Annotated in this window: 26 protein-coding genes and 1 tRNA gene; 15 read left to right on the forward strand and 12 right to left on the reverse strand. The window is 55.4% G+C overall.

Features of this window, described 5'->3' with window-relative positions; genetic code table 11:
- Window positions 1-305: 305 nt before the first annotated feature.
- The 3 genes from msrQ to ACR0IU_RS20385 form a co-directional block, all read right to left on the reverse strand.
- On the reverse strand, window positions 306-920 hold the full coding sequence (msrQ, locus tag ACR0IU_RS20375) for a protein-methionine-sulfoxide reductase heme-binding subunit MsrQ (RefSeq protein WP_170703689.1): 615 nt from the start codon (window positions 918-920) through the stop codon (window positions 306-308).
- 4 nt (window positions 921-924) lie between these two features.
- The gene (gene msrP, locus ACR0IU_RS20380; RefSeq protein WP_480717578.1) at window positions 925-1,824 is read right to left on the reverse strand and encodes a protein-methionine-sulfoxide reductase catalytic subunit MsrP; all 900 of its coding nucleotides are present in this window, start codon (window positions 1,822-1,824) and stop codon (window positions 925-927) included.
- 131 nt (window positions 1,825-1,955) lie between these two features.
- On the reverse strand, window positions 1,956-2,495 hold the full coding sequence (locus tag ACR0IU_RS20385; RefSeq protein ID WP_480717532.1) for a winged helix-turn-helix transcriptional regulator: 540 nt from the start codon (window positions 2,493-2,495) through the stop codon (window positions 1,956-1,958).
- Window positions 2,496-2,535: 40 nt separating this feature from the next.
- On the opposite strand from ACR0IU_RS20385, the gene ACR0IU_RS20390 reads away from it, so the two are divergent.
- The gene (locus ACR0IU_RS20390; protein WP_480717533.1) at window positions 2,536-2,913 is read left to right on the forward strand and encodes a VOC family protein; all 378 of its coding nucleotides are present in this window, start codon (window positions 2,536-2,538) and stop codon (window positions 2,911-2,913) included.
- A 74-nt stretch (window positions 2,914-2,987) separates the two neighbouring features.
- Here ACR0IU_RS20390 and clpB read toward each other — a convergent pair whose 3' ends face one another.
- The gene (clpB, locus tag ACR0IU_RS20395; RefSeq protein WP_480717534.1) at window positions 2,988-5,606 is read right to left on the reverse strand and encodes an ATP-dependent chaperone ClpB; all 2,619 of its coding nucleotides are present in this window, start codon (window positions 5,604-5,606) and stop codon (window positions 2,988-2,990) included.
- Between the two features lie 127 nt (window positions 5,607-5,733).
- Entirely contained in the window at window positions 5,734-6,054 is a 321-nt protein-coding gene (locus ACR0IU_RS20400) for a hypothetical protein (protein WP_010441155.1), read from the reverse strand.
- 141 nt (window positions 6,055-6,195) lie between these two features.
- Here ACR0IU_RS20400 and pyrF point away from each other — a divergent pair, with 141 nt between their 5' ends.
- Window positions 6,196-6,888 carry an orotidine-5'-phosphate decarboxylase gene (pyrF, locus tag ACR0IU_RS20405; protein WP_170776259.1) on the forward strand — a complete coding sequence of 231 codons (693 nt, stop codon included), beginning with the start codon at window positions 6,196-6,198 and terminating at the stop codon, window positions 6,886-6,888.
- A 292-nt stretch (window positions 6,889-7,180) separates the two neighbouring features.
- Here the strand turns inward: pyrF and ACR0IU_RS20410 are convergent, their stop codons facing one another.
- A complete protein-coding gene (locus tag ACR0IU_RS20410; RefSeq protein ID WP_480717535.1) occupies window positions 7,181-7,573 on the reverse strand; it encodes an NUDIX hydrolase in 393 nt (130 codons plus the stop codon).
- 89 nt (window positions 7,574-7,662) lie between these two features.
- On the opposite strand from ACR0IU_RS20410, the gene ACR0IU_RS20415 reads away from it, so the two are divergent.
- Window positions 7,663-8,916: a DNA polymerase IV gene (locus tag ACR0IU_RS20415; RefSeq protein WP_480717536.1), complete on the forward strand. Its 1,254-nt coding sequence runs from the start codon at window positions 7,663-7,665 to the stop codon at window positions 8,914-8,916.
- A gap of 2 nt (window positions 8,917-8,918) precedes the next feature.
- Here ACR0IU_RS20415 and ACR0IU_RS20420 read toward each other — a convergent pair whose 3' ends face one another.
- Window positions 8,919-9,791, reverse strand: a complete 873-nt coding sequence (locus ACR0IU_RS20420) for an N-formylglutamate amidohydrolase (RefSeq protein ID WP_480717537.1) — start codon at window positions 9,789-9,791, stop codon at window positions 8,919-8,921.
- A 150-nt stretch (window positions 9,792-9,941) separates the two neighbouring features.
- On the opposite strand from ACR0IU_RS20420, the gene ACR0IU_RS20425 reads away from it, so the two are divergent.
- Together ACR0IU_RS20425 and ykgO are read left to right on the forward strand one after the other, a co-directional pair.
- A tRNA-Val gene (locus ACR0IU_RS20425) sits at window positions 9,942-10,016 on the forward strand.
- A 90-nt stretch (window positions 10,017-10,106) separates the two neighbouring features.
- Window positions 10,107-10,232: a type B 50S ribosomal protein L36 gene (gene ykgO, locus ACR0IU_RS20430; RefSeq protein WP_005648635.1), complete on the forward strand. Its 126-nt coding sequence runs from the start codon at window positions 10,107-10,109 to the stop codon at window positions 10,230-10,232.
- 83 nt (window positions 10,233-10,315) lie between these two features.
- On the opposite strand, the gene ACR0IU_RS20435 is transcribed toward ykgO, so the two are convergent.
- From ACR0IU_RS20435 to ACR0IU_RS20445, 3 genes are all read right to left on the reverse strand, one after another.
- Entirely contained in the window at window positions 10,316-11,746 is a 1,431-nt protein-coding gene (locus ACR0IU_RS20435; RefSeq protein WP_170780729.1) for an NAD-dependent succinate-semialdehyde dehydrogenase, read from the reverse strand.
- Window positions 11,747-11,850: 104 nt separating this feature from the next.
- A complete protein-coding gene (locus ACR0IU_RS20440; RefSeq protein WP_480717538.1) occupies window positions 11,851-12,795 on the reverse strand; it encodes a LysR substrate-binding domain-containing protein in 945 nt (314 codons plus the stop codon).
- Between the two features lie 2 nt (window positions 12,796-12,797).
- Complete coding sequence (locus ACR0IU_RS20445) at window positions 12,798-13,571, reverse strand: aspartate dehydrogenase (protein ID WP_480717539.1); 774 nt, start codon at window positions 13,569-13,571, stop codon at window positions 12,798-12,800.
- A gap of 146 nt (window positions 13,572-13,717) precedes the next feature.
- Between ACR0IU_RS20445 and ACR0IU_RS20450 the strand changes: the two genes are divergently transcribed.
- The 10 genes from ACR0IU_RS20450 (at window position 13,718) to ACR0IU_RS20495 (ending at window position 22,788) form a co-directional block, all read left to right on the forward strand.
- On the forward strand, window positions 13,718-14,671 hold the full coding sequence (locus ACR0IU_RS20450) for a dihydrodipicolinate synthase family protein (RefSeq protein ID WP_480717579.1): 954 nt from the start codon (window positions 13,718-13,720) through the stop codon (window positions 14,669-14,671).
- 95 nt (window positions 14,672-14,766) lie between these two features.
- Window positions 14,767-15,309 carry a 3-hydroxyanthranilate 3,4-dioxygenase gene (locus tag ACR0IU_RS20455; RefSeq protein ID WP_480717540.1) on the forward strand — a complete coding sequence of 181 codons (543 nt, stop codon included), beginning with the start codon at window positions 14,767-14,769 and terminating at the stop codon, window positions 15,307-15,309.
- Between the two features lie 25 nt (window positions 15,310-15,334).
- Complete coding sequence (locus tag ACR0IU_RS20460; protein WP_480717541.1) at window positions 15,335-16,309, forward strand: TRAP transporter substrate-binding protein; 975 nt, start codon at window positions 15,335-15,337, stop codon at window positions 16,307-16,309.
- Window positions 16,310-16,372: 63 nt separating this feature from the next.
- Window positions 16,373-16,906, forward strand: coding sequence for a TRAP transporter small permease (locus tag ACR0IU_RS20465; RefSeq protein WP_480717542.1), 534 nt, complete (start codon window positions 16,373-16,375; stop codon window positions 16,904-16,906).
- Complete coding sequence (locus tag ACR0IU_RS20470) at window positions 16,903-18,162, forward strand: TRAP transporter large permease (protein ID WP_480717543.1); 1,260 nt, start codon at window positions 16,903-16,905, stop codon at window positions 18,160-18,162. Before ACR0IU_RS20465 ends, ACR0IU_RS20470 begins: the two co-directional genes overlap by 4 nt.
- Window positions 18,163-18,348: 186 nt before the next feature.
- Window positions 18,349-18,990 carry a TetR/AcrR family transcriptional regulator gene (locus ACR0IU_RS20475; RefSeq protein ID WP_480717544.1) on the forward strand — a complete coding sequence of 214 codons (642 nt, stop codon included), beginning with the start codon at window positions 18,349-18,351 and terminating at the stop codon, window positions 18,988-18,990.
- Window positions 18,987-20,186, forward strand: a complete 1,200-nt coding sequence (locus ACR0IU_RS20480) for a pyridoxal phosphate-dependent aminotransferase (protein ID WP_480717545.1) — start codon at window positions 18,987-18,989, stop codon at window positions 20,184-20,186. The genes ACR0IU_RS20475 and ACR0IU_RS20480 overlap by 4 nt, the downstream gene beginning before the upstream one ends.
- Before the next feature lie 373 nt (window positions 20,187-20,559).
- A complete protein-coding gene (locus ACR0IU_RS20485) occupies window positions 20,560-21,576 on the forward strand; it encodes an extracellular solute-binding protein (RefSeq protein ID WP_480717546.1) in 1,017 nt (338 codons plus the stop codon).
- 115 nt (window positions 21,577-21,691) lie between these two features.
- Complete coding sequence (locus tag ACR0IU_RS20490) at window positions 21,692-22,246, forward strand: helix-turn-helix domain-containing protein (RefSeq protein ID WP_170475966.1); 555 nt, start codon at window positions 21,692-21,694, stop codon at window positions 22,244-22,246.
- Window positions 22,243-22,788 carry a GNAT family N-acetyltransferase gene (locus ACR0IU_RS20495; RefSeq protein ID WP_170475968.1) on the forward strand — a complete coding sequence of 182 codons (546 nt, stop codon included), beginning with the start codon at window positions 22,243-22,245 and terminating at the stop codon, window positions 22,786-22,788. Before ACR0IU_RS20490 ends, ACR0IU_RS20495 begins: the two co-directional genes overlap by 4 nt.
- Here ACR0IU_RS20495 and ACR0IU_RS20500 read toward each other — a convergent pair.
- Together ACR0IU_RS20500 and ACR0IU_RS20505 are read right to left on the reverse strand one after the other, a co-directional pair.
- Window positions 22,772-24,028: a molybdopterin molybdotransferase MoeA gene (locus ACR0IU_RS20500; protein ID WP_480717547.1), complete on the reverse strand. Its 1,257-nt coding sequence runs from the start codon at window positions 24,026-24,028 to the stop codon at window positions 22,772-22,774. The two genes, ACR0IU_RS20495 and ACR0IU_RS20500, sit on opposite strands and share 17 nt — an antisense overlap.
- A 252-nt stretch (window positions 24,029-24,280) precedes the next feature.
- The gene (locus ACR0IU_RS20505; RefSeq protein ID WP_170546510.1) at window positions 24,281-24,535 is read right to left on the reverse strand and encodes a BolA family protein; all 255 of its coding nucleotides are present in this window, start codon (window positions 24,533-24,535) and stop codon (window positions 24,281-24,283) included.

Raw genomic sequence — 24,535 nt, forward strand, 5'->3', positions numbered from 1 at the left:
ACCTCAGATGCCCACCGTCTCTCCGATGCGTCTCAACCGTCTCTCCGGCCCGTCTCCGCCGTTCCCAGCGTCCCAGCAACCGCCTCAGCAGCGCCGGTGAAGGGCGTTCTAAGTATATCGCCCAGAAGCCGCAAGTGGAAAAATCAAAAAAACGAAAAAAAACGCAAATATCAAATTTTAATGCACAAAAACAAATTGTTATGGTACAACTCAGCCACTCCACCCGGAAGTCGCGAACGCCAATCATCGCAAAACAGCATCTCAGATATGTTATTCACACGGTTACCCACAGACTCACCCGCGAGTCAGACTGAATCGGCCTGCCTAAACCGGATCAGGAGTGTTGTGACCGGCAGACGCAAGGCCAATAGGCCGAGGATGATCGCCAGATAGACCAATGGCTCGATCTGAAACCCCTTCGCCAGCATCACATAATGAAGCGCCCCCAGAATTGCTGCTGGATAGATCAGACGATGTAATTTGCGCCACCGAGGCCCCAAACGGCGAACCGACCAGTTGTTGGATGTGATTGCAAGCGGCAGCAACAATACAAAGGCAGCCATCCCAACCGTGATATAGGGCCGCTTGACAATGTCCGCCCAGATTTGGCTGGGAATCTGAACATCCAGCACCAACCAGATCAACAGGTGCAACGCGACATAGGAAAATGTCAGTACACCAATAGCACGGCGGAACTTCATCAGATTTAGCCCAACGAAGCGACGCAAAGGCGAAATCGCGAGGCCTAGAATCAGAAGCTGCAGCGCCAGCTCGCCAAATTCATGCTCAAGCGCCTCGATCGGCTCGACCCCGAGACCACCGATCATGCCCTGATAGAACAACCAAGGCGCTGGCAGCGCGCCCAGCAGATAGACAGTCCAAATGGGGATCCGTCGTAAGAGGTCGTTGAGCCGCTGCATCATCTTAATAGTTCTTCGCCAGATCCATGCCTTCGTAAAGGCTGGCGACCTCATTTTCATACCCGTTGAACATCTGCGTCGGGATTCGTTTGGCGAAAAGACCACCGCCGATTTGCCTCTCCGATGCCTGTGACCAGCGCGGATGATCCACATTGGGGTTCACATTGCTGTAGAAACCATACTCACGCGGGCCCGCCATGTTCCAACTTGTCGGAGGCTGCGTATCCGTCAGCGTAAGCCGCACAATCGATTTGATCGATTTGAAACCGTATTTCCATGGCACAACCAATCGTAAAGGCGCACCGTTCTGGTTCGGGATATCCCTGCCATAGATCCCAGTTGCCATAATGGTCAGCGGGTGCATCGCTTCATCCAAACGCAACCCTTCGCGATACGGCCAATCGAGCACCGGATATGCGACACCGGGCATCTCATCCGGACGATAGGCCGTTTCAAAGGCCACGTATTTCGCGCCATCCTGAACACCAGCCATGCCGAGCAAATCTGCCAGTTCGAACCCGTTCCACGGGATCACCATCGACCATGCCTCGACGCAGCGGAAACGATAGATTCGCTCCTCGACCGTCATTTCAGACATGATGTCATTGAAATCATATTCTCCGGGGCGGTCGACCAAGCCGTCGATGGTGACACTCCAGGGTTCGGTCACCAGCGTGCGCGCATATTTCGCCGGGTCATCCTTGCGGGTCCCGAATTCGTAATAATTGTTGTACGAAGTGATCTCTTCCCAGGTATTCGGCTCAAGCGCCTCGGCCGCTGCGGGGCGTGCAAGGCCCGCCAGCCCAACACCCGCCAAACCGGCCATGACCTGCCGCCGGTTCAGGAACGTCGCCCTTGGGGTGACGTCTGCATGCGTCAGTTTGTTGGTCCAGCGATGCGCCATTTGGTTCTCCGTCATTCATTAACCTCGGAACTGAGGTAAGGTCTGATAGCACAGAGCCAAGGAAACAGGCGTCACGATTGAGCGAACAGATTGTAACGTAAACCGCGCATGCTTTTGCGCGGGAATAACAGTCACCCTATATTCAAGCCGACAACACGGTTTATTTCGCAGCCCAGATTGACCGCCTGATAGGTCGGATAAGGCAGCCGGGCCGAAGTTTCGATATCGCGTCGAACCCAGTCCTGCGTCTCCAATTGCTTGAGCGAGGATGACAATGCACGGTCCGTGACCACCTGAAGATCCGACCTAAGCCCAGAAAAGCGCCGAGGTTGGCGGGTCAACGCCAGTATAGGAACCGTCCAGCTGCGGCGCAGTAGCTTCAATTCGGTATTATCGGGCACCAAAGCCATGATTTCTGCCGCTACAGCCGCCGCCTGCACCCCGCCTTTGGTCAAACGGAATTCAGGTCGCAATGGGTGGCCGTGGCCCGGGTTCCGTTCAAGAAAGCCAAGGCTAACCAGATGCTCCAGACTTGCTGCAAATGCCGTCCGGCTTGCCCCGGTCGCGGCGAGTAATGGCGCCTGCCTGCCCGGAACCCCCTGGTGCAACTGCGCAAGAATGTTCAGCGACCAAGCCCGAGAGGTAAGCTTGACAAGTGTCTTAATGTCCATAAAGTATAGTTACTTTATTTTAGGACAAAAGGAAAGTTCCATGCCCCTCGTTTCCTTAGAAAACACCATCACTCTTGCCATTTCGGTCAAAGATCGCCACGCCAGCGCGCGCTGGTATACAGATAAGCTCGGGTTTGAATTGATCCATCATATTGATGAGGCGGGTTGGAGCGAAATGTTGACCAAAACCGAAGGCGTGACCCTTGGCTTGGGCGAGCAGGCAGAACCAGCGCCCGGAAACACCGTTCCGGTCTTTGGTGTTGCCGATATCGCAAGCGCACGCGGTGCTTTGGAAGGTGCCGGAGTTCGGTTTGACGGCGAAACCGAGACGATTGAGGGGATGGTCAGCACTGCCACATTTTACGACCCGGACGGCAATGCATTGATGCTGGCGCAGGACTTGACCGGGCAGGCCTGATCGCTCTCAGCCCCAATCACGCCACTACCAAAAAAGGACCCGCCAAATTGGCGGGTCTTTTCAGTTCTTAAGGCTTAGTGAACCACTGCATCGTCAGGACGTGGGCGTTCAGACGTTCCCAACCGATCGCCGATGATCAATCCATCCGTGCCTGCTGTTACAGGTACAGTCTCGCCATCCTTGATCTCACCAGCCAGCAAAGCCTCGGCCAGTGGGTTCTGCAAGGCGCGCTGGATCACGCGCTTAAGCGGGCGCGCACCAAAGACCGGGTCGTAGCCTTCGTTCGCCAGCCATTCCTTGGCACCATCGTCCAGCGCCAGCTCGATCTTGCGCGCGGCTAGACGTTTTTGCAGGCGTGCCATCTGGATATCGACGATGCCATCCATATCGGCCCGCTTGAGCCGATCAAAGATGATGGTTTCGTCCAGACGGTTCAGGAATTCCGGCCGGAAATGCGCCCGGACCGCATCCATAACATCCCGCCGCGCTTGCGCACTGTCCGCACCTTCGGGCAGTTGGCTGAGCGCCTGAGACCCAAGGTTCGACGTCAGGATGATCAGCGTTTGCTTGAAGTCCACGGTGCGGCCCTGACCATCGGTCAGCACGCCATCATCCAGAACCTGAAGCAGAACGTTGAACACATCCGGGTGCGCCTTTTCGACCTCGTCGAACAGCACGACCTGATAAGGCCGGCGCCGCACTGCTTCAGTCAGAACACCGCCTTCGTCATAGCCGACATAGCCCGGAGGGGCACCGATCAGACGAGCAACCGCGTGTTTCTCCATGAACTCGGACATGTCGATGCGCACCATCGCGTTGTCGTCGTCGAACAGGAAGTTCGCCACGGCTTTGGTCAGTTCGGTCTTACCCACGCCGGTCGGCCCGAGGAACAGGAAAGAACCCAACGGACGGCCTTCGTCATTCAGACCAGCACGTGCACGGCGCACGGCGTTGGCCACGGCTGTCACCGCCGAATCCTGACCAATCACGCGGGAATGCAGCTCATCTTCCATGCGCAGCAATTTCTCGCGCTCACCTTCCAGCATTTTTGAGGTCGGGATACCGGTCCAGCGTTCGACCACCGAAGCGATCTGTTCGGGACGCACCGTTTCCTCGGCCATCATGGCGTTGCTTTCGGCGTTTTCGGCCTCGGTCAGCTTTTTCTCAAGCTCGGGAATGACGCCGTAGGAGAGCTCACCCGCCTTGGCCAGATTGCCTTCGCGCTTGGCGATTTCCAGATCAGCGCGCGCCTTGTCGAGCTGCGCTTTAAGATCACGCGCACCCGCCAGCTTATCCCGTTCGGCCTGCCACTGGGCGGTCATCTCGGCGGATTGCTCCTGAAGGTCGGCCAGATCCTTTTGCAAGGTTTCTAGACGATCCTTGGAGGCCGCGTCATCTTCCAGCTTCAGCGCTTCTTCCTCGATCTGCATCTGCAGGATCTGACGATCCAACTGATCGAGTTCCTCGGGCTTGGAATCCACCTCCATCCGCAAACGCGACGCCGCCTCATCGACAAGGTCGATGGCTTTGTCGGGCAGGAACCGGTCGGTGATATAGCGATGCGAGAGCGTCGCCGCCGACACGAGTGCCGAGTCGGAAATACGCACACCGTGGTGCAGCTCGTACTTTTCCTTGATGCCGCGCAGGATGCTGATCGTGTCCTCGACCGTTGGCTCGGTGACCATCACAGGCTGGAATCGCCGCGCAAGCGCCGCGTCTTTTTCGACGTATTTGCGATACTCATCCAGCGTCGTCGCACCGATACAATGCAGCTCACCCCGGGCAAGCGCGGGCTTGATCAGGTTGGCAGCATCCATCGCGCCGTCGGACTTCCCAGCCCCGACCAGCGTGTGCATCTCGTCGATGAAGAGGATGATCTCACCAGCGGCCTCGGTCACTTCGGTCAGAACAGCCTTCAGGCGCTCTTCAAACTCACCACGGTACTTCGCACCGGCGATCAGCGCCCCCATGTCGAGCGCAAGCAGCTTTTTGTCCTTCAGCGATTCAGGGACGTCGCCGTTGACGATGCGCAGGGCCATACCCTCGGCAATCGCGGTCTTACCGACGCCGGGCTCCCCGATCAGAACCGGGTTGTTCTTGGTGCGGCGCGACAGAACCTGCATCGAACGGCGGATTTCCTCGTCCCGCCCAATGATCGGGTCGATCTTGCCTTCAGCGGCCGCTTCGGTCAGGTCGCGCGCGTATTTCTTAAGCGCGTCATAGCCCTCTTCCGCTGAGGCGGTGTCAGCGGTGCGCCCCTTGCGGGTGTCGTTGATCGCCTCATTCAGTTTCTGGGCCGATACTGCACCGGCCTCCAAAGCCTCTTTGGCTTTGGATTTCACCATACACAGCGCCATCAAAACGCGTTCGACCGGCACAAAGCTGTCGCCCGCCTTGGTGGCGATCTTCTCTGCCTCGTCCAAAACCTTGGCAGTCTGGCCATCCATATAAATCTGGCTCGCGTCGCCGCTGACCTTTGGGATCTTGCCCATTGCAGCGTCCAACGCCTCAACCACACGGTTCGGTGCGCCGCCAGCGCGTGTGATCAGGTTGCTCGCCAGCCCCTGATCGTCATCCATCAATGCTTTCAGAATATGTGTGGGTTCCAGCCTTTGGTGCCCTTCACGCAGCGCAATGGTCTGCGCCGCTTGCACGAATCCCCGTGCCCGCTCGGTGAACTTGTTCAAGTCCATAGCATTCTCCTTTTCTTAAGCGCCCCGTTTTGACGCGCCCGCTTGGCGGCACGCGTCGGTCTGGGCCTCACATTCAATTTGGGAAATGTCTTTTCCCATTCAAGGGGCTAAAGCAGATAAATCGGTGTCACCCGCGCGGAATGGAATAGACGGAATATCCGCCGGTTTGGCCCATCAATTCAGCATCATACATTTCAACCAAAGATTGCTCGGCACTGCTGCCTGTGGGGCATGAAACCAGATCAGCTGTATGATCGAGGAAATTGCCGGTATAGGCTGTCTCCCCTGTCAGTTGGCACCAGTCGTCTTCCGATCGATACCCACGCACCAGCAGAAGATTGTCATTGGTTGGAGCCGGTGCAGCACCAGTTTCGGGCGGATCACTCTGAGGCGCATCTTCGCATGCGGCCAACATCAGTGCCACGCCAAGTAGAATTACTTTTTTCATCTTTTTTATCCCTGTTCTGAACGTTTGCACATTAGCACATTGCGCAATTTAGTACGTGAACCGCTTCACCTCAGGCTTCGCGCATAGACAGATCGCTCCGAACCCGTTAGGACGCACACGTTTGCCAAAAAGGAGCCCCCTATGTCCGATGACCGCCTGATCGTAGCCCTCGATGTCCCAAACGCCCTGCAGGGTCTGGCCATGGCTGAGCGGCTGGGGGATGCTGTTTCGTTTTACAAGATCGGGCTGGGGATGCTGACCGGCGGCGGGCTGGCATTGGCCAACGAACTTAAACAGGATCACGGCAAGCGCATATTTTTGGACATGAAGCTGTTCGATATCGGCAATACTGTTGAAAATGCGGTACGTGGGTTGGCGCAGTTTGACTTGGACTTCCTCACCGTTCATGGCGACCCGCATGTGGTGCGCGCCGCAAAGGAAGGTGCAGCGGGCAAAGACCTGAAGATTTTGGCGGTCACCGTCCTGACATCCCTGAACAGGGACGATTTGGATGCGAGTCTTCTGAAAGCGGGCGACGTTCAGGACCTTGTGGTTGAACGTGCAGCCAAGGCATTTGAGGCGGGGGCCGATGGCGTCATCGCCAGCCCTCAGGAGGCTGCTCTGATCCGGGCCCTACCCCAAGCTGAAGGCCGCCTGATTGTCACGCCTGGAGTGCGCCCGGCTGGCGCTGCACATGGCGACCAGAAACGAGTCGCAACCCCTGCCAGCGCAATTGGAGACGGCGCGGACCACATAGTTGTGGGTCGTCCGATCTATGAGGCGGAGAATCCACGGGCCGCCGCAGAAGCCGTTCTGAACGAACTAATTTCTTAGCCGCGGCACTGTCTGAGCAACCGGATTAATGCAGAATAGAGGACAAGTTCGACCTGCAACCAGTTGACCTTACGTCAATTTTTACTGCAGCCGCGCCAAATCGCCCCTGTGCCCGAAAACACACATGAAAAATACGAGTTTATTGCACGATTGGCTTGAAGGTATCGAAATGGGCGAATTTGCGCGATTCTGGGCTTGAGACACTCCCCAACGGGCCATCTCTTCCTGAGGTCCGTTTCCTCCCCCCGCACCAGCGGGGGGCTTTCTTCTGAGAACAACAAACCCTTTTCCACTACCCAAGTTCGGTAAGGTAATCCTTTAGACGGGCAACGAAATTGGGTATGGCAAGTGGGTCGGCCAAATAATCTTGAGGGTGCATCAGGCACCATCCCTGCCCTTCGTCACCAAATTGGACAAGATGCACATCCTGAGCTGGGCGTCGGGCAACAAAGAACCAGCTTTGATCGTATTGACGGGCCCATACAAGATCAGTTTCCGACAAGTTCAGCCCAACTTCTTCGACCGTCTCACGCAATGCACATTCTATGGGGGATTCGCCCTCCTCTCGCCCTCCGCCGGGGAAATCGAAATGCCCGGGAAAGGGGATATCATCTTTTTGGTCTCGCAGAATCACAAGCAATTCGTTCCCGAGGAACAGCGCAGTTTTGGCCCCCGTGAAATCCATCAATCCCCTTTTTATTCCGGCCCAATCGAGATAGATTCTAACCGACCCAGAGACTTCGCCAAGTCGAAACTGGACCGAAAGAACCTGTGATGCCTGCTATCTGTCGCGATTGTTTAAATCAAATAGAGCAGAGCAAGCGCTGCACATACTGTGGCAGCCCACGATTGAAATCGCACCCCGAGTTGTTCGATCTAACCATCGCCCACATGGATTGCGATGCCTTCTACGCATCTGTCGAAAAGCGCGATAATCCCGAACTGGCAGACAAGCCGGTGATTATCGGGGGTGGGAAGCGCGGGGTGGTATCGACCGCGTGTTATGTCGCGCGTATACGCGGCGTGCGATCAGCGATGCCGATGTTCAAGGCACTTCAGCTGTGCCCCGATGCGGTCGTGATCAAACCGCGCATGTCGGTTTATGCCAGCGTTTCACGCCAAATCCGGGAGATGATGGACGAATTGACGCCTGTTGTGGAACCGCTTTCACTGGATGAGGCGTTCATGGACTTGTCGGGCACTGAACGACTGCATGGTGCGCCGCCAGCAGTAATGCTGGCACGGCTGGTCAGACGAATGAAGGATGAACTTGGACTGACCGGCTCAATCGGTCTTAGCCACAACAAGTTTTTGGCCAAAGTCGCTTCGGATCTGGACAAACCGCGCGGATTTTCAGTGATCGGCAAGGCTGAAACAGCTGATTTTTTGCACGACAAACCAGTGAGGCTGATCTGGGGAATCGGCCCGGCTGCGCAGGATTCGCTGGATCGTGCAGGAATTCGAACATTTGCCGATCTTCTGCGCTGGGATCAGGAGGCTCTGACCGCTCGGTTCGGATCGATGGGCTATCGCTTATGGCATCTGGCCCGAGGGCAGGATAAGCGGCGCGTGTCGGCACATGAACCGATGAAGTCGATAAGCAGCGAGACCACGTTCTTTGAAGACACCGCCAGCATCGAAATATTAGACGGACACCTTTGGCGCATGTCCGAAAAAGTGGCGGATCGTGCCAAAGCCAAGGGATTGGCGGGTCGGGTTGTGACACTGAAACTGAAACAAGCCGATCACAAGGTCATCACCCGGCGCGTGTCGTTGCGCGACGCGACGCAGATCGCGGACAGGATATATCGCACGGCGCGTGGATTGTTCGATCAGGTCGGGGATCAGGGCCCGTATCGCCTGCTTGGATGTGGCCTATCCGATTTGTGCACCGAGGATCAGGCCGATATTTCGGGTGATTTGCTGGATCCCGGTGCCACACGCAGATCCCAGGCTGAGCGGGCCACAGACGATATTCGCCGCCGATTTGGTAGTGATGCGATCGTTAAGGGACGCGCGCTGCGCTAAGGCTATTCAGCAGCCAGCGACAGCGGCTCGGACCCTATGGAGGCAATCTTGCCGGTGACCTGCCGCAGCACCTCACGGAACGACTGAAAGTTGTCGTTTGGCTGAATTGTATCTTCGTCCATGTAAAGGGAGCGGTCGATCTCGATCTGGATCGCGTTTTGCTGCCGGGTTGGGCGGCCATAGGTTTGGGCGACATAGGCCCCTGCGAAAGGCGCATTACGTGCCACATTCAGGCCCGCATCTGTGAACGCAGATTCAATCTGATCGACGATCACCCCCGAGGCAGCAGCACCAAACCGATCACCCAGAACGATCTCGGGGCGCGCACTGCCTGAGCCGCCGGCCATTGCGACCGCCTCATGTGGCATCGAGTGGCAATCGATCAGGATCGCTTGCCCGAACATCTCATGCGATTCGTACAGAAGGGATTTCAGTTTTTGGTGATATGGCCGCCAGTAAGTGTCGATCCGCAGGCGCGCTTCGTCCATCGTCAACTTACCACTGTAAATCGCGCGCCCATTGGCGACCACGCGGGGGATCACGCCCAGCCCCGAAGCCACACGCGGATTGTGCCCGTGACGGCGCGCGCCCTGAATCAGCGCCGGATCCAGTTCATCAGCACTGCGGTTCAGGTCCAGATAGGCGCGTGGCATGGCCGCGGTGAGGAATGGCGCTCCGGATTCCGGGGCCGAGTCGAATAGCTGATCGACATAGGCATCCTCGGAAGACCGAATCATTTTACGGTTCAGTACAGACCGTTTAAGCAACGACGCGGGATATGCCCGACCACTATGCGGAGAGGCAAATACCACGCATGAGGTACGCTCTGCGGGCATATCCAGAACATAGGCTGCATTGGTCGCGGCGTTGGGCATGGGCTCTCCGTTCGTTCGCATTGAACATAGACCGGAAAATAGTTCTGCCAAACCCCTTGATCCCCCTAACGACTCCTTTTATAGACCCCGCTACCGGCGCGGGGTTCCGCGCCCCATTTCGTTATGGGGTAGGCCAAGCGACGGTTTCATGGGCGGTTAGCTCAGCGGTAGAGCACTTCGTTGACATCGAAGGGGTCACAAGTTCGATCCTTGTACCGCCCACCATGAATTCACTGCTTCGGATTTCCGGGGCACCCGATTAACCCAGGCGCTGGCCACGTCCTTGATGAAGGCGCCGCAGATTGGAGACAGACCATGAAGGTCAAGAACTCGCTCCGCTCGCTCAAGAACCGGCACCGTGATTGCCGGGTTGTGCGTCGCAAAGGCCGCGTCTACGTGATCAACAAGACGCAGCGCAAGTTCAAAGCTCGTCAGGGCTAAGAACTGCACATATCCGAATAAGAAACCGCGCCTTTGAGCGCGGTTTTTTGTTTAGGGGTGAAGTGATTTGTGCGACGCCTGGGTTAAGAGAGTTTGGCCGAGTGCCAGACATGCTTGACCGTCATGTAGTTCTCCAACCCTTCGGTTCCGCCCTCACGGCCATAGCCGCTGGACTTCACACCACCAAAAGGCGTTTCGGGCATCGAGGCTTCGAGCGTGTTGATCGACAGATTGCCCACCTCGACCTCATCGATCAAACGGTCGATATAATCTGCGCGATTGGTGAAGGTATAGCCTGCCAATCCATAGGGCACCGAATTTGCCTGCTCAATCGCATGATCCAATGAAGTGACCGGATTGATTACCGCCACCGGACCAAAAGGTTCTTCCTGCATGATACGCGCATTGTCGGGCACATTCAGTAAGACTGTGGGCTGAAAGAAGTAGCCCTTGTCACCATGTTTGGCTCCGCCTGTCGCAACCGTCGCGCCCTTTGCGCGGGCGTCTTCCACCAGTTCTGTCAATGCAGGTACACGGCGATCATTGGCCAGTGGCCCCATCTCAACATTTTGGCCCATCCCGTTGCCGACAACAGTTGCAGCGGCGCGTTCGACGAACGCGTCTGAATACGCATCGAAGATGCTTTCATGGGCAAAGAACCGAGTCGGTGATGTACAGACCTGCCCGGCGTTGCGCATCTTTCGAACCGCGCTTGATACACCTGCCGCCCGAACATCGATATCTTCGCAGACAATTACGGGCGCATGGCCACCCAGTTCCATCAGCACCTGCGTCATATGTTCGGACGCAAGCGTGGTCAGATGGCGGCCCACTGCTGTCGAACCGGTAAAAGCCACAAGCCGGATCGGTTCCTGCGGGATCAAGTGGCCAGAGATTTCTGCTGGGTTGCCGAACACAAGATTCAACACACCCGGAGGTAATCCAGCGTCGTCAAAGGCCTTTGCGATATGGATCGCACCCGCCGGTGTTTCTTCGGCCGCTTTCAAGATGATCGAACAACCTGAGGCGAGCGCACCAGCGATTTTCCGTGCCGGCTGGCTCATAGGAAAGTTCCAAGGTGAAAACGCGGCGACCACACCGATGGGCTGGTGATGTACCGCGAATTTATGACCCGGCGCAGCGGGTATGATCCGTCCATAGGTGCGCATTGCTTCGCCCGCGTCCCACTCAAAGAACTCGGCCCCTCGGATCACCTCAAGTCGGGCCTGTTTTAGCGGTTTGCCATGTTCCAAAGTGATGGATTGAGCGATCTCCTCCTGACGTTCCCGCATCAGTGCAGCAGCGCGCAGGATCGTGTCAGCACGTTCGCGTGGTGCGGTGCGGCTCCAGATATTGAGGCCTTTGACAGCCGCATCAAGCGCATCATCCAGATCGCTTTTGGACGCACAGGGAAGACGTGCGATTTCTTCTTCGGTCGCCGGGTTAACGACAGGCACATCCTGGCTGGTCGTGCGCCATTTTCCTGCGATGAACAGCTTAAGCTCAGGATACATGTAACTGATGCCTCCGAATTAGGACCCTTTCAACTCATGCAATGGCTGACATTACTTCAAGTGAATTGGATGAATACTGATATCAAATTGGCGAATACCTGATCCTATTTCTGTTGCACTGCTTGGTGTAGCGCGGCTTTGAAAGCCCGGCCTGCCGGGGACAGATCGGCATCGGCACGAAATGAAACTCCGATGGGCCCCTGACCAAAGGGTACGTCCCAATCCAACGGCGTCAAATAACCGTGGGCAACGTCCTGCGAGACAACTTCGGCCGGCATAAGCCCAATCAAATCGCGCGATTGCAGCAAAGCCCGGTTGGTTAGGTAGGACACGGATTCTATCATCACCGGCGGCACATATTGTTGCTGACCAACGAAGAAATGGTCGAGCTGTCGTCTGAGTGTGGTTTCCAATGGGGGCACAATCCAGCCAAAAGGCTTGGTCTGGGCAAACGAGATGCTTTTACGCCTGGCAAGGGGGTGCTGATTGCCAACAACTGCAAGTATGTGATCCTCGAACAGTTTCTCTTGCCTGATCTTGTCACGGTGTCGGTGCGAGGGCAGACGTCCTACCACCATATCGATTTCACCTGACAGCAATCGGGGCATCAGAACTTCGTTCGTGCCTTCATTGATCTTGATTGCGACGTTCGGGCGATCGGCCAACAAGATTTCAATTGCCGTTGGCAGGAGGCTGGTCGAGGCGGCGAGCAGAGTACCCACAACCACACGCCCCGAATTTCCCTCATTCAGATCATCAAGTTCCTGCGCTGCGTTTGAGACTTGTGCAAAAATCAGCTTGCCATGACGGATCAGGGTCTCTCCGAACACAGTTGGGATGACGCCGCGATTGGTTCGGCTGAATAGTTTGACCTCAAAGTCTAGTTCCAGATCCTGAATCATCTTGGTCGCAGCGGGTTGCGAAATGCCCAGCTCTCGCGCTGCATTCTGGATATTGCCGTGTGCGCCTACGGCAACAAGCAAGCGCAACTGGCGCAATTTCAACCGAGTTAGGGCGCGGTCGACAATGCGTGAATGACGTCCCACCATGATCAGAGCACGACCAGACTTGAAATCTGTTCGAGTTTCGAGATGACGCTCATCGCGGCCAATGCGGAGCTGCGCGGATTGTCGGGCAGGGAATTTCCGCTGATCTGAAAATGGAACTGCCCGAAATCGCCTTCGGCTTCGATCTCGTGGATGTTGCGAGTGATCGAAGGGTCTGCGATCAGACGGACCTGCGTTTGGTCGAAACCCAGCCCTGCCAGCGCGACCGCCGCCGCAACATTCGCGTTTTTGGGATATTCCAGTGCAGCCTCTCGGGCGGTGCCTTGGAAATGCGTTTCCGCGATTGTCAGAGCCTCTAGGTCCAGTTTGTCCGCTGCCGGTGAACCCATCCAGCCCAGCGGCGGTTTCCGCCCGACATAGGTGACTTTTTCCAGCTTGCCCGTCGCGGCGGCACTAAGGCAATCGAGCGCTCCGATCGCACCGCTGGCCAGATGCAGCTTTGCCCCACCTTCCCGTGCGGCCGATGCCAACGCATCTGCCACCCTCTGACCCGCCAGTGCGCCAATGGAAACGGTAACCAGATCGACGCCGCAAGCCAGAATCTGAGGCCCATACTCCTCCAGTGCCCGATGGCCCGCGCAATCAATCACCAGTTCCGAATTCGCCGTGAGATTCGAAACCGAATCTACAAACAGTTCCGGATTTTGCGAAATGCTGCCCGATCTCACCAGCACCGCGCAAACCGAATGTCCCCGGGCCTGTACCGCGTTCGAAACATATTGCGCAATCGCGCCTTTACCAATCAATCCGATCTTCATGCGGCAAGCCTACTCCAGCGCTAAAGTTTTCTAAATTGATAATCCATGGATATTCTATTTTCCGATACCCAATTCCCGGCTTTCGCATTGGATCAGGTGGAATGATCGGGCTTTCATGGTGCGGTCAACCGGAAGGCCCGTCTGATATGAAATACTCCAAGCACGATGCAAAAGCCTATGCGCGCGAACATATGACAGGAATTTGGGCAGCAGCCCTGAATCCGTTCAATGACGACCTTACGCTGGATGAGGCAGGGTTGAGGTCGAATATCCGGCACTGGATTGACGATCTGGGTATTCAGGGCCTGTTTGTAGCGGGCAAACAAGGCGAATTCTTTTCGATGACCCTTGAAGAGCGCAAACGAAACTTTGAGGTAGCCGTCGATGAATGTGCGGGCAGGGCCGGTGTGATCGTTTCAGTTTCGGATCAGAACATGGACATAGCGCTGGACCTGGCGCGCCATGCGCAAAATTGTGGTGCCGACTACGTCGTTCTGCATGCACCTGTTCTGAGTTTTGTTCAGGACCGCGGAGAGGTTCTGTACCAATATTATAAGCGGTTCTGCGACGAGCTTGATATTGGAATCGCGATGTGGAGCCATCCGGACAGCGGATATCTCATGCAACCCGAGGAATGCGCGCGGATTGCCGATCTGCCCAATATCGTTGCGATCAAATACTCGGTCCCGCGCGAGATGTACGTGAAGCTGACCCATATGGTCGGCGACAAGATTCAAGTCTCTACCTCAGCCGAACATGAGTGGCTGGATAACATCCTCGAACTGAACTGGAAACTGTACCTGTGCTCGTCACCACCCTACCTGTTGCAGAGCAAAAACGACCAGCGGATGAATGAATACACGCGGCTGGCCTTTGCGGGCAAAGCAGATGAAGCACGCAAGGTGTTCGACAGCCTGAACCCAGTGCGGGACGCAATGAAGCGTACCCGGCCTGCGGACAAACCCACCGCCTTTGGCAAATACTGGCAGGAACTATTGGGACAAACTGGCGGGCGGGTACGGCCCCCGATGTTAGAACTGACAAAGGCTGAAGAAGAGATCATTCGCAATGGGTTCGAAGAAAGCGGACTTAAGGTTTAGCCCGATAGATATAAGCAAATCAGATATCTAAATGCAGATAATTTCTTTGCGGTTATGGGAAAACAGGCCAATCTTCTACTAACAGGGAGTGCGATATGTCGAAGTTAAGAGCATTCAACTTTCAGAAATGGATCGACGAACACCGTCACCTGCTGAAACCGCCTGTCGGCAATCAACAGATCTGGGAAGATGCCGACCTGATGGTCACTGTGGTTGGTGGACCGAACAAGCGGACCGACTACCATGACGACCCGGTCGAGGAGTTTTTCTACCAGCTAGAAGGTGACATGGTATTGAAACTGTTTGATGGGAATGAGTTCTACGACGTCCCGATCCACGAGGGCGATATTTTTCTGCTGCCGCCCCATGTACGTCATTCTCCGCAGCGCCCTCAGGAAGGCTCCATCGGGTTGGTTATAGAACCCAAACGGCAGACAGGTGAACTGGACGCTATCGAGTGGTACTGTTTTGAGTGCGGATCGCTCGTTCATCGGGCCGAGATGCAACTGCAGTCCATCGTCAAAGACTTGCCGCCGGTCTACGAAAAATTCTATGCATCGGAAAACGACCGAACATGCCCGCAGTGCCAGACCGTGCATCCGGGCAAAGAGCCGCCAGAAGGCTGGGTCACACTCTGACACCAACAATAAAACAGGGAAACACATGAAACATTTTGCTAAGATCGCCGCATCTGCAGCCGCGCTGGCTGTGACATCGCTGGCCGCCAATGCAGATGAATTCCGTCTGGGCCTAATTACTCCACCCCCGCATATCTGGACCAAAGCAGCAGAGTCCTTTGGGGCCGAGTTGAATGAAGCCAGTGGTGGCGCCCATTCCGTTTCGGTTTTTCCGGCCCGCCAGTTAGGGAACGAGGCCGAGATGTTGCAGCAGCTTCAGACCGGTGCGCTTGACATGGCATTCATGACGGTGGCCGAGGTATCGAACCGCGCGCCAGAATTGGGTGCGTTTTACGCCCCCTACCTGGCGGATGATATTGGCCATGCCGGGCGTATCCTGCGTTCGGATACCGCCAAATCAATGCTGGAGCCCCTGCCCGGTCAGGTTGGCGTCGTGGGCGTTGGCTACGGTATGGCTGGCCTGCGCCAGATCGTCAGCCGGGGTGAAGTGTCATCAGCTGACGACTTGTCAGGATTGAAACTTCGGATCACGCCTTTCACGCCGATCCTTGATTTCTACAACGCAGTTGGGGCTGCTCCGACTCCGATGCCCCTGCCGGCGGTCTACGACGCACTGGCCAATGGTCAGGTCGATGCCATCGACATGGATGCCGAATTGATCTGGGTTCTGAAATACTATGATCACGCCGATACGATCGTGCAGTCGGACCACATGATGTTCCCAATGGTCGGTCTGGTTTCGGCCAAGGTCTGGGCCGGTCTATCCGATGAAGATCGCGCAATGATTGGCGATCTGATGGCCAAGCATGTGGACAGCACCATCGATGCCTATGTCTCCAACGAGGCCAAGTGGCTGGATCAGATCGAGGGAACCGGCAAGGCCTACAAGAAAGTGGATGCCTCGTTCTTCGGCGATGCCATCGAGGAATGGAACGGTATCTGGTCGGAAAAAACCTCATCCCTTGACGCATTGCGGTCGACTGCGGCAGAAACCAAATAAAGGTGAATACATTAAGGAAAGGGCGCGGGTCGATCCTGCGCCCTTTTTCATAGGGGATCGGCAATGTTGTACCGGCTGTCCGCCGCCTGGGCGCGAGTAGAGTTGTGGTGTGCCGCAGGCTTGGCGGTCTGCGTGACCCTGTTGATCTTGCTGAACGTGGTGACACGCACAGCAGGAAACGCGCTATTCTGGGTGGATGAGTTGGCGATCTATGCGATGGTCTGGATGACGTTTCTTGGCGCATCAGCAGCATTACATCACCGCAACTCGGTCTCGATCACGCTTCTTGTTGATGCTGTCCCCTCCCACGTTGCGAAAATCATCGCGAAATTTGTTGATGCCGTGGTGTTCATCTTCGCAGCCGCGATGCTGTACTTCTGCTGGCGCTGGTTCCTACCTTTGGACATCGCGCGCGCTGGATTCGATACAGCGACCTTTCAGGGCAACACTTTCAATTTCATCTATGCTGAGCCAACCCTGACTCTCGGGCTGCCGAAATATCTGTTCTGGCTGGTCATGTGGTTATTCGCTCAGGGGGCCACATTGCATTCCACGATGCACCTGCTGGCTTGGCAAACTAAGGGCGCGCAATCATGAGCCCGATTGTCTTTCTGGCCGCGCTGCTTTTGTCGGTTCCCGTCGCCATCGTTCTTGCAATTACGGCGATCTGGTACATCTGGGAGAGCGGTAATACTGTTCTCTATGACAGTTTTGCCCAGAAGATGTTTGGCGGGCTGGAGAATTATGGCCTGCTGGCGATTCCCCTGTTCATGTTAACCGGAGAGCTGATGAACGAAGGCGGCATGACGCGTCGCCTGGTTGCTTTGGCGCGTGTCTTTGTGGGCGGGTTCCGAGGCGGGCTTGCCTATATCAACCTGTTAGCCAACATGTTCATGGCCGCCATCATTGGCTCTGCCACCGCGCAGATTGCCGTAATGTCGCGCGCCATGGTCCCCGCGATGGAAGAAGAAGGCTATGACAAAGGCTTTGCCGCCGCGACCACAGCGGCGGGAGGCCTGCTGGCGCCCGTTATTCCGCCCTCAATGATGTTTGTCATCTTCGGAGTTCTGGCTCAGATCCCGATTGGCGACATGTTCATCGCAGGAATCATTCCGGGGCTACTTCTAGCCGGAGCCTTTGCGCTGGTGATCACTTTGATTGGGTGGTCGCAGCAGTTTCCCAAGGGCGTCTGGATGTCACGCCGCGACACGATGCGCGCTCTGATCGCTGCCCTGCCCGCCCTACTGATCCCTGTTTCGATTATCGGAGGCATCCTGTTCGGCATCGCCACGCCAACCGAATCCGCCGCCATTGCCTCGCTGATCGCATTTCTGGTCGGATGGTTGATCTACGGCGATCTTAAACCTCAAAACTTGGGCGAGATGTTCAAAAGAACTGCCTCAAACGCGTCGATGATCCTGTTCATGATCGCCGCCGCCAACGTTTTCGGCTGGGTTATTATCTACGAAGAAATCCCCCAACATCTGGCAGGTTTGATCACCTCAATTACATCCGATCCGTTTCTGTTTCTGCTGATCGTCAATCTCGCCCTGCTTTTGGTTGGAATGGTCATCGACGGCATCGCAGCGATCATTCTAATCACACCCATTCTTTTGCCCATCGCAACCGGATCCTATGATATCAGCCCATATCAATTCGGTGTTGTCGTTTGCCTGAATCTGGTTCTGGGCCTGCTGACGCCACCTGTCGGAATCGGTCTCTACATCGCTTCCACAATGAGCGGCACGAGCCCGGGGGCTATTCTCAAATCTCTTTGGCCCTTTCTAATCGCAGTTGCCACCGTTCTGATCCTACTGAGCTACGCTCCAATACTGTCGACGGCTTTGATATAGCCCGTTCTACCCGGTTAGGTCTTTGTTGGGTGGTTCATCATCGTTTCCAACCCTGTGTACCGCAGAACGATTATTACAAGAATAGCCGCCCATTCTTGATCCAATCCTTGGTTAAAATCACCTTGCGATAATCAATAGTATTCATAATTATACAACTGCATAACAATGGCATTTCATGGATTGGAAATGATAACCCAAGGTCGGAAATTCACGCGTCAATCTGCCGAATCTCGACGTGAAGCTCTGATTCAGGCGACGTTGGACCTGATTGCCGAGATAGGTTTACACGGCGCAACTGTCCGCGAAATTGCCCCTCGCGCAAACGTTACGCAGGGATTGATCCGGCATTGTTTCTTATTGAAAGAGGAGCTGATTCAGGCCGCTTATGAACATCACATGAACGCTCTGACCGATCAAACAACAGCCGCGGCAGGTGATGGAACCGCAGTGTCTCAGCTAACCAATTCTGTGATTGCGTCGCTACAGCCTCCGGTAGTTGATCCGGCTGCCCTTGCGTTATGGGCCGGGTTTCTGAACCGGGTGCTCCATGACCCCAAAATGCAGTGCATCCACCAACAGACCTATACCTATTTTCGCGACCAACTTGAGAAACAGATCGTTGCGGCATTGAACGAATCCGGACGTTCGGTCAAAGCATCCGAGGCAACTCAACTAGCGATCGCCTGCAACGCGGTACTTGATGGGCTTTGGCTTGAAGGTAGCGCCATCCCGGACGCTTTCTCTGATGGGCAACTGGCGCAGATTGGGCTGACAGCCATCAGTGCGATCATCAGAATTCCGTTAACCAAAGAAATGAGGCAGCCTTGAGAACCACGGACGTAACTAAGCGGCTCGCCGACTTGGGAGGGGCGAAATGGGGTGTACACCTGAAAGCAAGAGAGCTTATCAAAACTGGTGCGGATATCGTCGAGATGACGATTGGCGAACCAGACGTCACTGTTCCAGATACACTGATTGAAGCCACCGTATCTTCGCTAAGGGCTGCGCGCACTGGGTATTCCAATGGCCACGGTGAACCTGGTTTACTTACAGCGATTGCCGAACGCTACACAGCCAACCGCGGGCGAGTTTTTGAACCTGAGAATGTTTTGTGCTTCCCCGGAACCCAAACCGCATTGTTTGCAGTAATGGCCGGGGTGGCTCAGACCGGAGACGAGGTTCTTGTCGGGGATCCGATGTATGCGACTTACGAAGGGGTTATTCGCGCGTGTGGCGCCGACGTGGTGCCCGTTCCGCTTCGACCCGAATGCGGATTTCGCATGCAGGCGCAGGACATCGCGCCGCGGATAACATCGCGCAGTCGTGCTATTTTACTAACCACACCACACAACCCCACAGGTGCAATTCTGACCGAGGCAGACATTGCCGAGATTGGACAATTGGCGATCAAACATGATTTGTGGATTATCTCAGACGAAGTCTATGAAGAACTCGTCTATGAAGGCGCGAGCTTTTTTTCGCCATTAGCTATGTCGAATCTGGCTGATCGCGTTATCGCGGTTTCTTCGATCTCGAAATCACATGCGGCCCCAGGGTTCCGCAGCGGTTGGTGTGTCGGACCCGTCTCATTTTGTGAGGCTTTGCTACCTTTTTCCGAAACCATGCTGTTCGGGAACCAGCCTTTTATTGCAGACATGACAGAACTAGCGATCCGAAGCGGATCCGAAGTGGCCCCTGATATGGCTGAACGATTTGCGTCGCGCGCCACCCTGTTGGCCGAGCAACTGCGCGCCGAAACGAAGCTGACAGTGCACCGGCCAAAGGCAGGGATGTTTGCACTTATCAACGTCTCAGCCACTGGTCTTAACGGAGAGGCCTACGCCTGGGACCTATTGCAAGCTGGCGTGGCCGTCATGCCCGGATCAGCCTTTGGCGACGGCTTGAACGATTGGGTACGTGTCGCGCTGACTATCAGTGATGCCAAATTTTCCATTGCGGTCAGCCGTATTGTGGACCACGCTAATTTGTTAACCTGCGAACGCATCGGAGCAAGGCACGCTTAGACGCCGCATTAGAAAATGTTCATGACAGCATAGCTCTAAAGCGGTTGGTCTTAGGTGGTTCTACAAGTTTGATTTAGCCCCAACAGATAGGACTATGTCACTTGAATTGGTCTCGGCTGCGGCCAGAGGGCACGCGATCACCCATGCATTTGACATAAAATGGGGCGCGCAGAGCCTACGCGGTTCACTCCGAATAATGGCTGCACCGGCAACTCAACTGCAGTATCCGATGCCTTGTCGCTAAAGCCTTCAAGCGCGGCGACAATTTGACCAAGTAATTTTGTCAGAATTGCTTGCATCTCCTGCCAAATTGTCTAATTGACTATTTCAGTCGGGTAAGCGCCCGCACCGAATTCTAATGTTGGGACACATCATGCTGAAATCCTCCACGTGTATCGCCGTCGCCTTGACGGCTCTGATCTCCACCTCGGCTGCAGCCGAAGGTGAGCTGAACCTTTATTCTTCGCGCCACTATGACACTGATGAGCGCCTGTATTCTGACTTCGAAGACGCCACCGGCATCACCATCAACCGCATTGAAGGCAAAGCAGATGAGTTGATCGCGCGGATGGAAGCCGAAGGTGCGAATTCACCTGCCGATATCCTTCTAACAGTCGACACATCACGTCTGGCCCGCGCCAAGAATGCTGGTATTCTGCAGCCCATCGAAAGTGCAGTGCTGGAAGAACGCATCCCGGCCAATCTGCAGGATCAGGACAATCAGTGGTACGGATTCTCGCAGCGCGCACGGATCATCTTTTACGACAAGGCCGACGTTGCCAATCCCCCAGCCACTTATCTGGAACTGGCCAAGCCAGAGTATGAAGGACTGATCTGTATACGGTCGTCAAGCAACACTTATAACCAGACACTTTTGGCGTCGATCATCACCAACCACAGTGCGGAAGAAGCCAAGAAATGGGCCGAAGGCGTTGTCGCCAATATGGCCCGCGAGCCACAGGGCGGTGACACCGACCAGCTGCGCGGTATCGTTTCCGGCGAGTGTGAGATCGCTGTTTCAAACTCCTACTACTTTGCTCGTGCTATGCGCAAAGACGTAAAAGGCCTGAGCGCAGATATCGATATGATCGGCGTGCAGTTCCCGGCTCAAGACGCCGAGGGCGCTCATATGAATCTGTCGGGCGCAGGTGTCGCGGCGAACGCGCCGAACAAAGAGAACGCCATCAAGTTCCTCGAATATCTCGCAAGCGATCAGGCCCAGGTATATTTTTCAAACGGAAACGATGAGTTTCCAGCGGTCGAAGGTGTAGCACTGGCCGACAACGTTGCAACGTTGGGTAATTTCAAAGCGGATGAGGTGAACCTTTCGGAAGTCGCCAAGAACATCCCCGAGGCCCAAAAAATCTTTAATGAGGTTGGCTGGAAGTAAGTTATCTGGCAACCCGAGCAGTTAAGGGCGCGGATATTCCGCGCCCTTTTTTGTTGCGCACTACATTATTTTTGGTATAATTCTCAATTATGAAACTGATTCCCATATTTGATCTATGCTAGACAACCTCTCAAACCGCCTTGCAAAACGTCTGAGCGAGCTGCGTCAGGGCCGTGGCTGGTCGCTTGAACAACTGGCGGACCAAAGCGGTATCAGCCGAGCCACCCTTTCGCGGATGGAAAATGGTGATGTTAGCCCAACCGCCGAAACCCTTGGACGTTTATGTGCGGCTTACAGCTTGCCGATGTCGCGCTTGTTGATGATGGTCGAGGACAGTTTCGACCCTAAGGTGCCTTTTGAAAAGCAACCCGAATGGCACGACGCCGAAAGCGGTTTTACGCGCCGGTCGGTCTCACCTCCGGCGACGGGGCTCAGCGGTGAAGTGATGGAGGGCCATCTGCCCCGCGAAACCGTCATAAACTACGAGACACCACCCAAACCGGGGCAGGAACATCATCTGATTGTTCTGGACGGCGAATTGGCGCTGACAGTAGACGGAGTGCGCCACGCACTCAGCGGCGGCGACTGTCTGCGCTATCACTTGTCCGGACCCACGCAGTTTGAAACCGGGGCGAAACGAGGCGCGCGTTATCTGCTGGTGCTAATATGATCTCGCGCTTGTCCGAGGCCTTTTTCGATGCCGCACTGGAGGATTTGTCGGATATCCTTCATCGGTGCGTGCATACCGGTGCCAGCATAGGTTTCATCCTGCCATTTTCACACGAAGCCGCCCTTACATATTGGCGGGATCGGGTGCGCCCCGGCCTGCGCCAAGGCACGCTCGATCTGTTCGTTGCCTATGGTGATGGACGCATTCAAGGTACAGTGCAATTGATTCAGGCCACAATGCCAAACCAGCCCCATCGTGCAGATGTTGCCAAACTGCTGGTCCACCCCGATGCCCGCCGCCGTGGGCTGGGACGCGCCCTGATGACCGCTTTGGAAACGCGGGCGGTTGAACTGGGAAAATCCTTGCTGGTTCTGGATACCCGTAGCTCCGATCCTTCACGGGTATTGTACCAGTCGCTGGGTTTTCAAATCTCTGGCGAAATTCCAAACTATTGCCGCAACCCGTTCGAAAATCGACTGGAACCCACAACCTATATGTTTAAGGACCTGAGCTTATTACCGGTCGTCAAAACAGTCGGTTAAATCTCAAAAACTCAATCCGGTGCCCTTTAGGTAGGTGCGCGGTCTCTGCCGGGATTACCGCCAACCCGTCGGACTGTGCCAGCAATGCCACCCGCCCGCTGTAGGATGCCGCCAGACATCGCAACTGCGGAGTTCCCTCTGGTGATGTGCCTTCAATCCGCACCGGCCGATATTCCTGCCTACCTGCTTGGCGTTGCAATGGCTCTGCCAGAACAGCTTGCTCGCTTTCCGGCTGAGTGTGGCTCAATCCTGCCTTCCGCGCCATCATATGCGACCCGATGATCTGCCATGTGACATAAGCAGATACTGGATTGCCCGGTAGCCCTACATATAGCGCATCCCCACGGCGCCCGAACATGATTGGCTTGCCCGGCTTCATTGCCACCTTCATCACATCAGTCTCACCGCCAATTTCCTTGAACAGGCGAGGCATATGATCTTCATCCCCCACCGAAACGCCACCTGTTGTGACGATTAGATCAGACGTTTCACAAGCCTCCTCCAACACGCGCTTCAGAAGTTTGGGGGCATCTTCGATCTCGCCGCAATCCGTTAAATCAATCCATGGCTTGTTCAACAAAGCTAACAGCATATACCTATTGGAGTTGTAAATCTGGCCGGGGCCCAGCACTTCATCCGGCTCGCGCAACTCACTGCCAGTCGAAAAAATTGTCACCTTCAGTTTGCGATATACCTTGACGCGCCCGTGACCAGAAGACGCCAGAACGGCAGCTTCGCGCGCAGTAATCTCACATCCGCGGGACAGAATCTGGGCCCCGACCTGTAAATCCTCGCCCGTGCGGCGTATGTGTTGACCGGGCTTGGGCCGACGAGAAAATCGAATGCGGTCTGCGATTACACTGCAGTCCTCTTGCATAAGAACGGCATCAAACTCAGTTGGAACCGGAGCGCCGGTAAAAATACGCAAGGCGCTGCCCACTGGTGCGTTGTGCATTCCGCTATCACCGGCGGCCATTCGCCCGCCTATCGGCAATTCAAACTCAGTCCCTTCGTCCAGATCACCAGTCCGAATGGCGTATCCATCCATGGCCGAATTGTCGAAGGCTGGCATGTCGACCCTACTGTAACACTCCTCAGCCAGAACACGCCCGATCGCTTGCTGCAGCGGTAAGGATTCAGTGTTACCAACTGGGTGCGCGACCGACAGGCCAAGGGTTAAGGCCGCATCCACGGTTTGATATATGAGAGCGTTACGGTCACAATCACACCCATCAGCCATTTTGAGCCCTCTTAATCCATTACTCCGATCGCTCTGGCAGGCCAGAGAACGACGTGGCGAATTTAAAGAGCGATGAATTGCAGTTCTTTGATCGAGGTTAAATCTGCAATGAATTCGAGATCAGCTATTTTCCCTCTGAAAGTGGGCTGTGTGCCAAGCCAACCCAATCATTCTAACTCTGCAGTTGGCGATTCTGGCGGGTCAATCAAATTCGGACACGCGCAAATTTGACTACGCCCGAGGTTTTGACCGCTATACATCAATATCCAACGCCAGCGCATGGATACGCGGCACGATGTCTCCCAACGCTTTATGAACCGCGCGATGGCGGGCAACACGAGTCTGGCCAGTAAAGGCTTCCGACCGGATGCGAACGTTGAAATGGCTCTCTCCACCCTCTTGATAGCCTGCATGACCGCGGTGGCTTTCGCTGTCATCGACTACATCAAGCTCAGTCGGATCAAATGCTGCCTGCAATCGGTTACGGATTTCGTCGGTCACGCTCAT

Source organism: Ruegeria sp. CL5 (assembly GCF_056536485.1).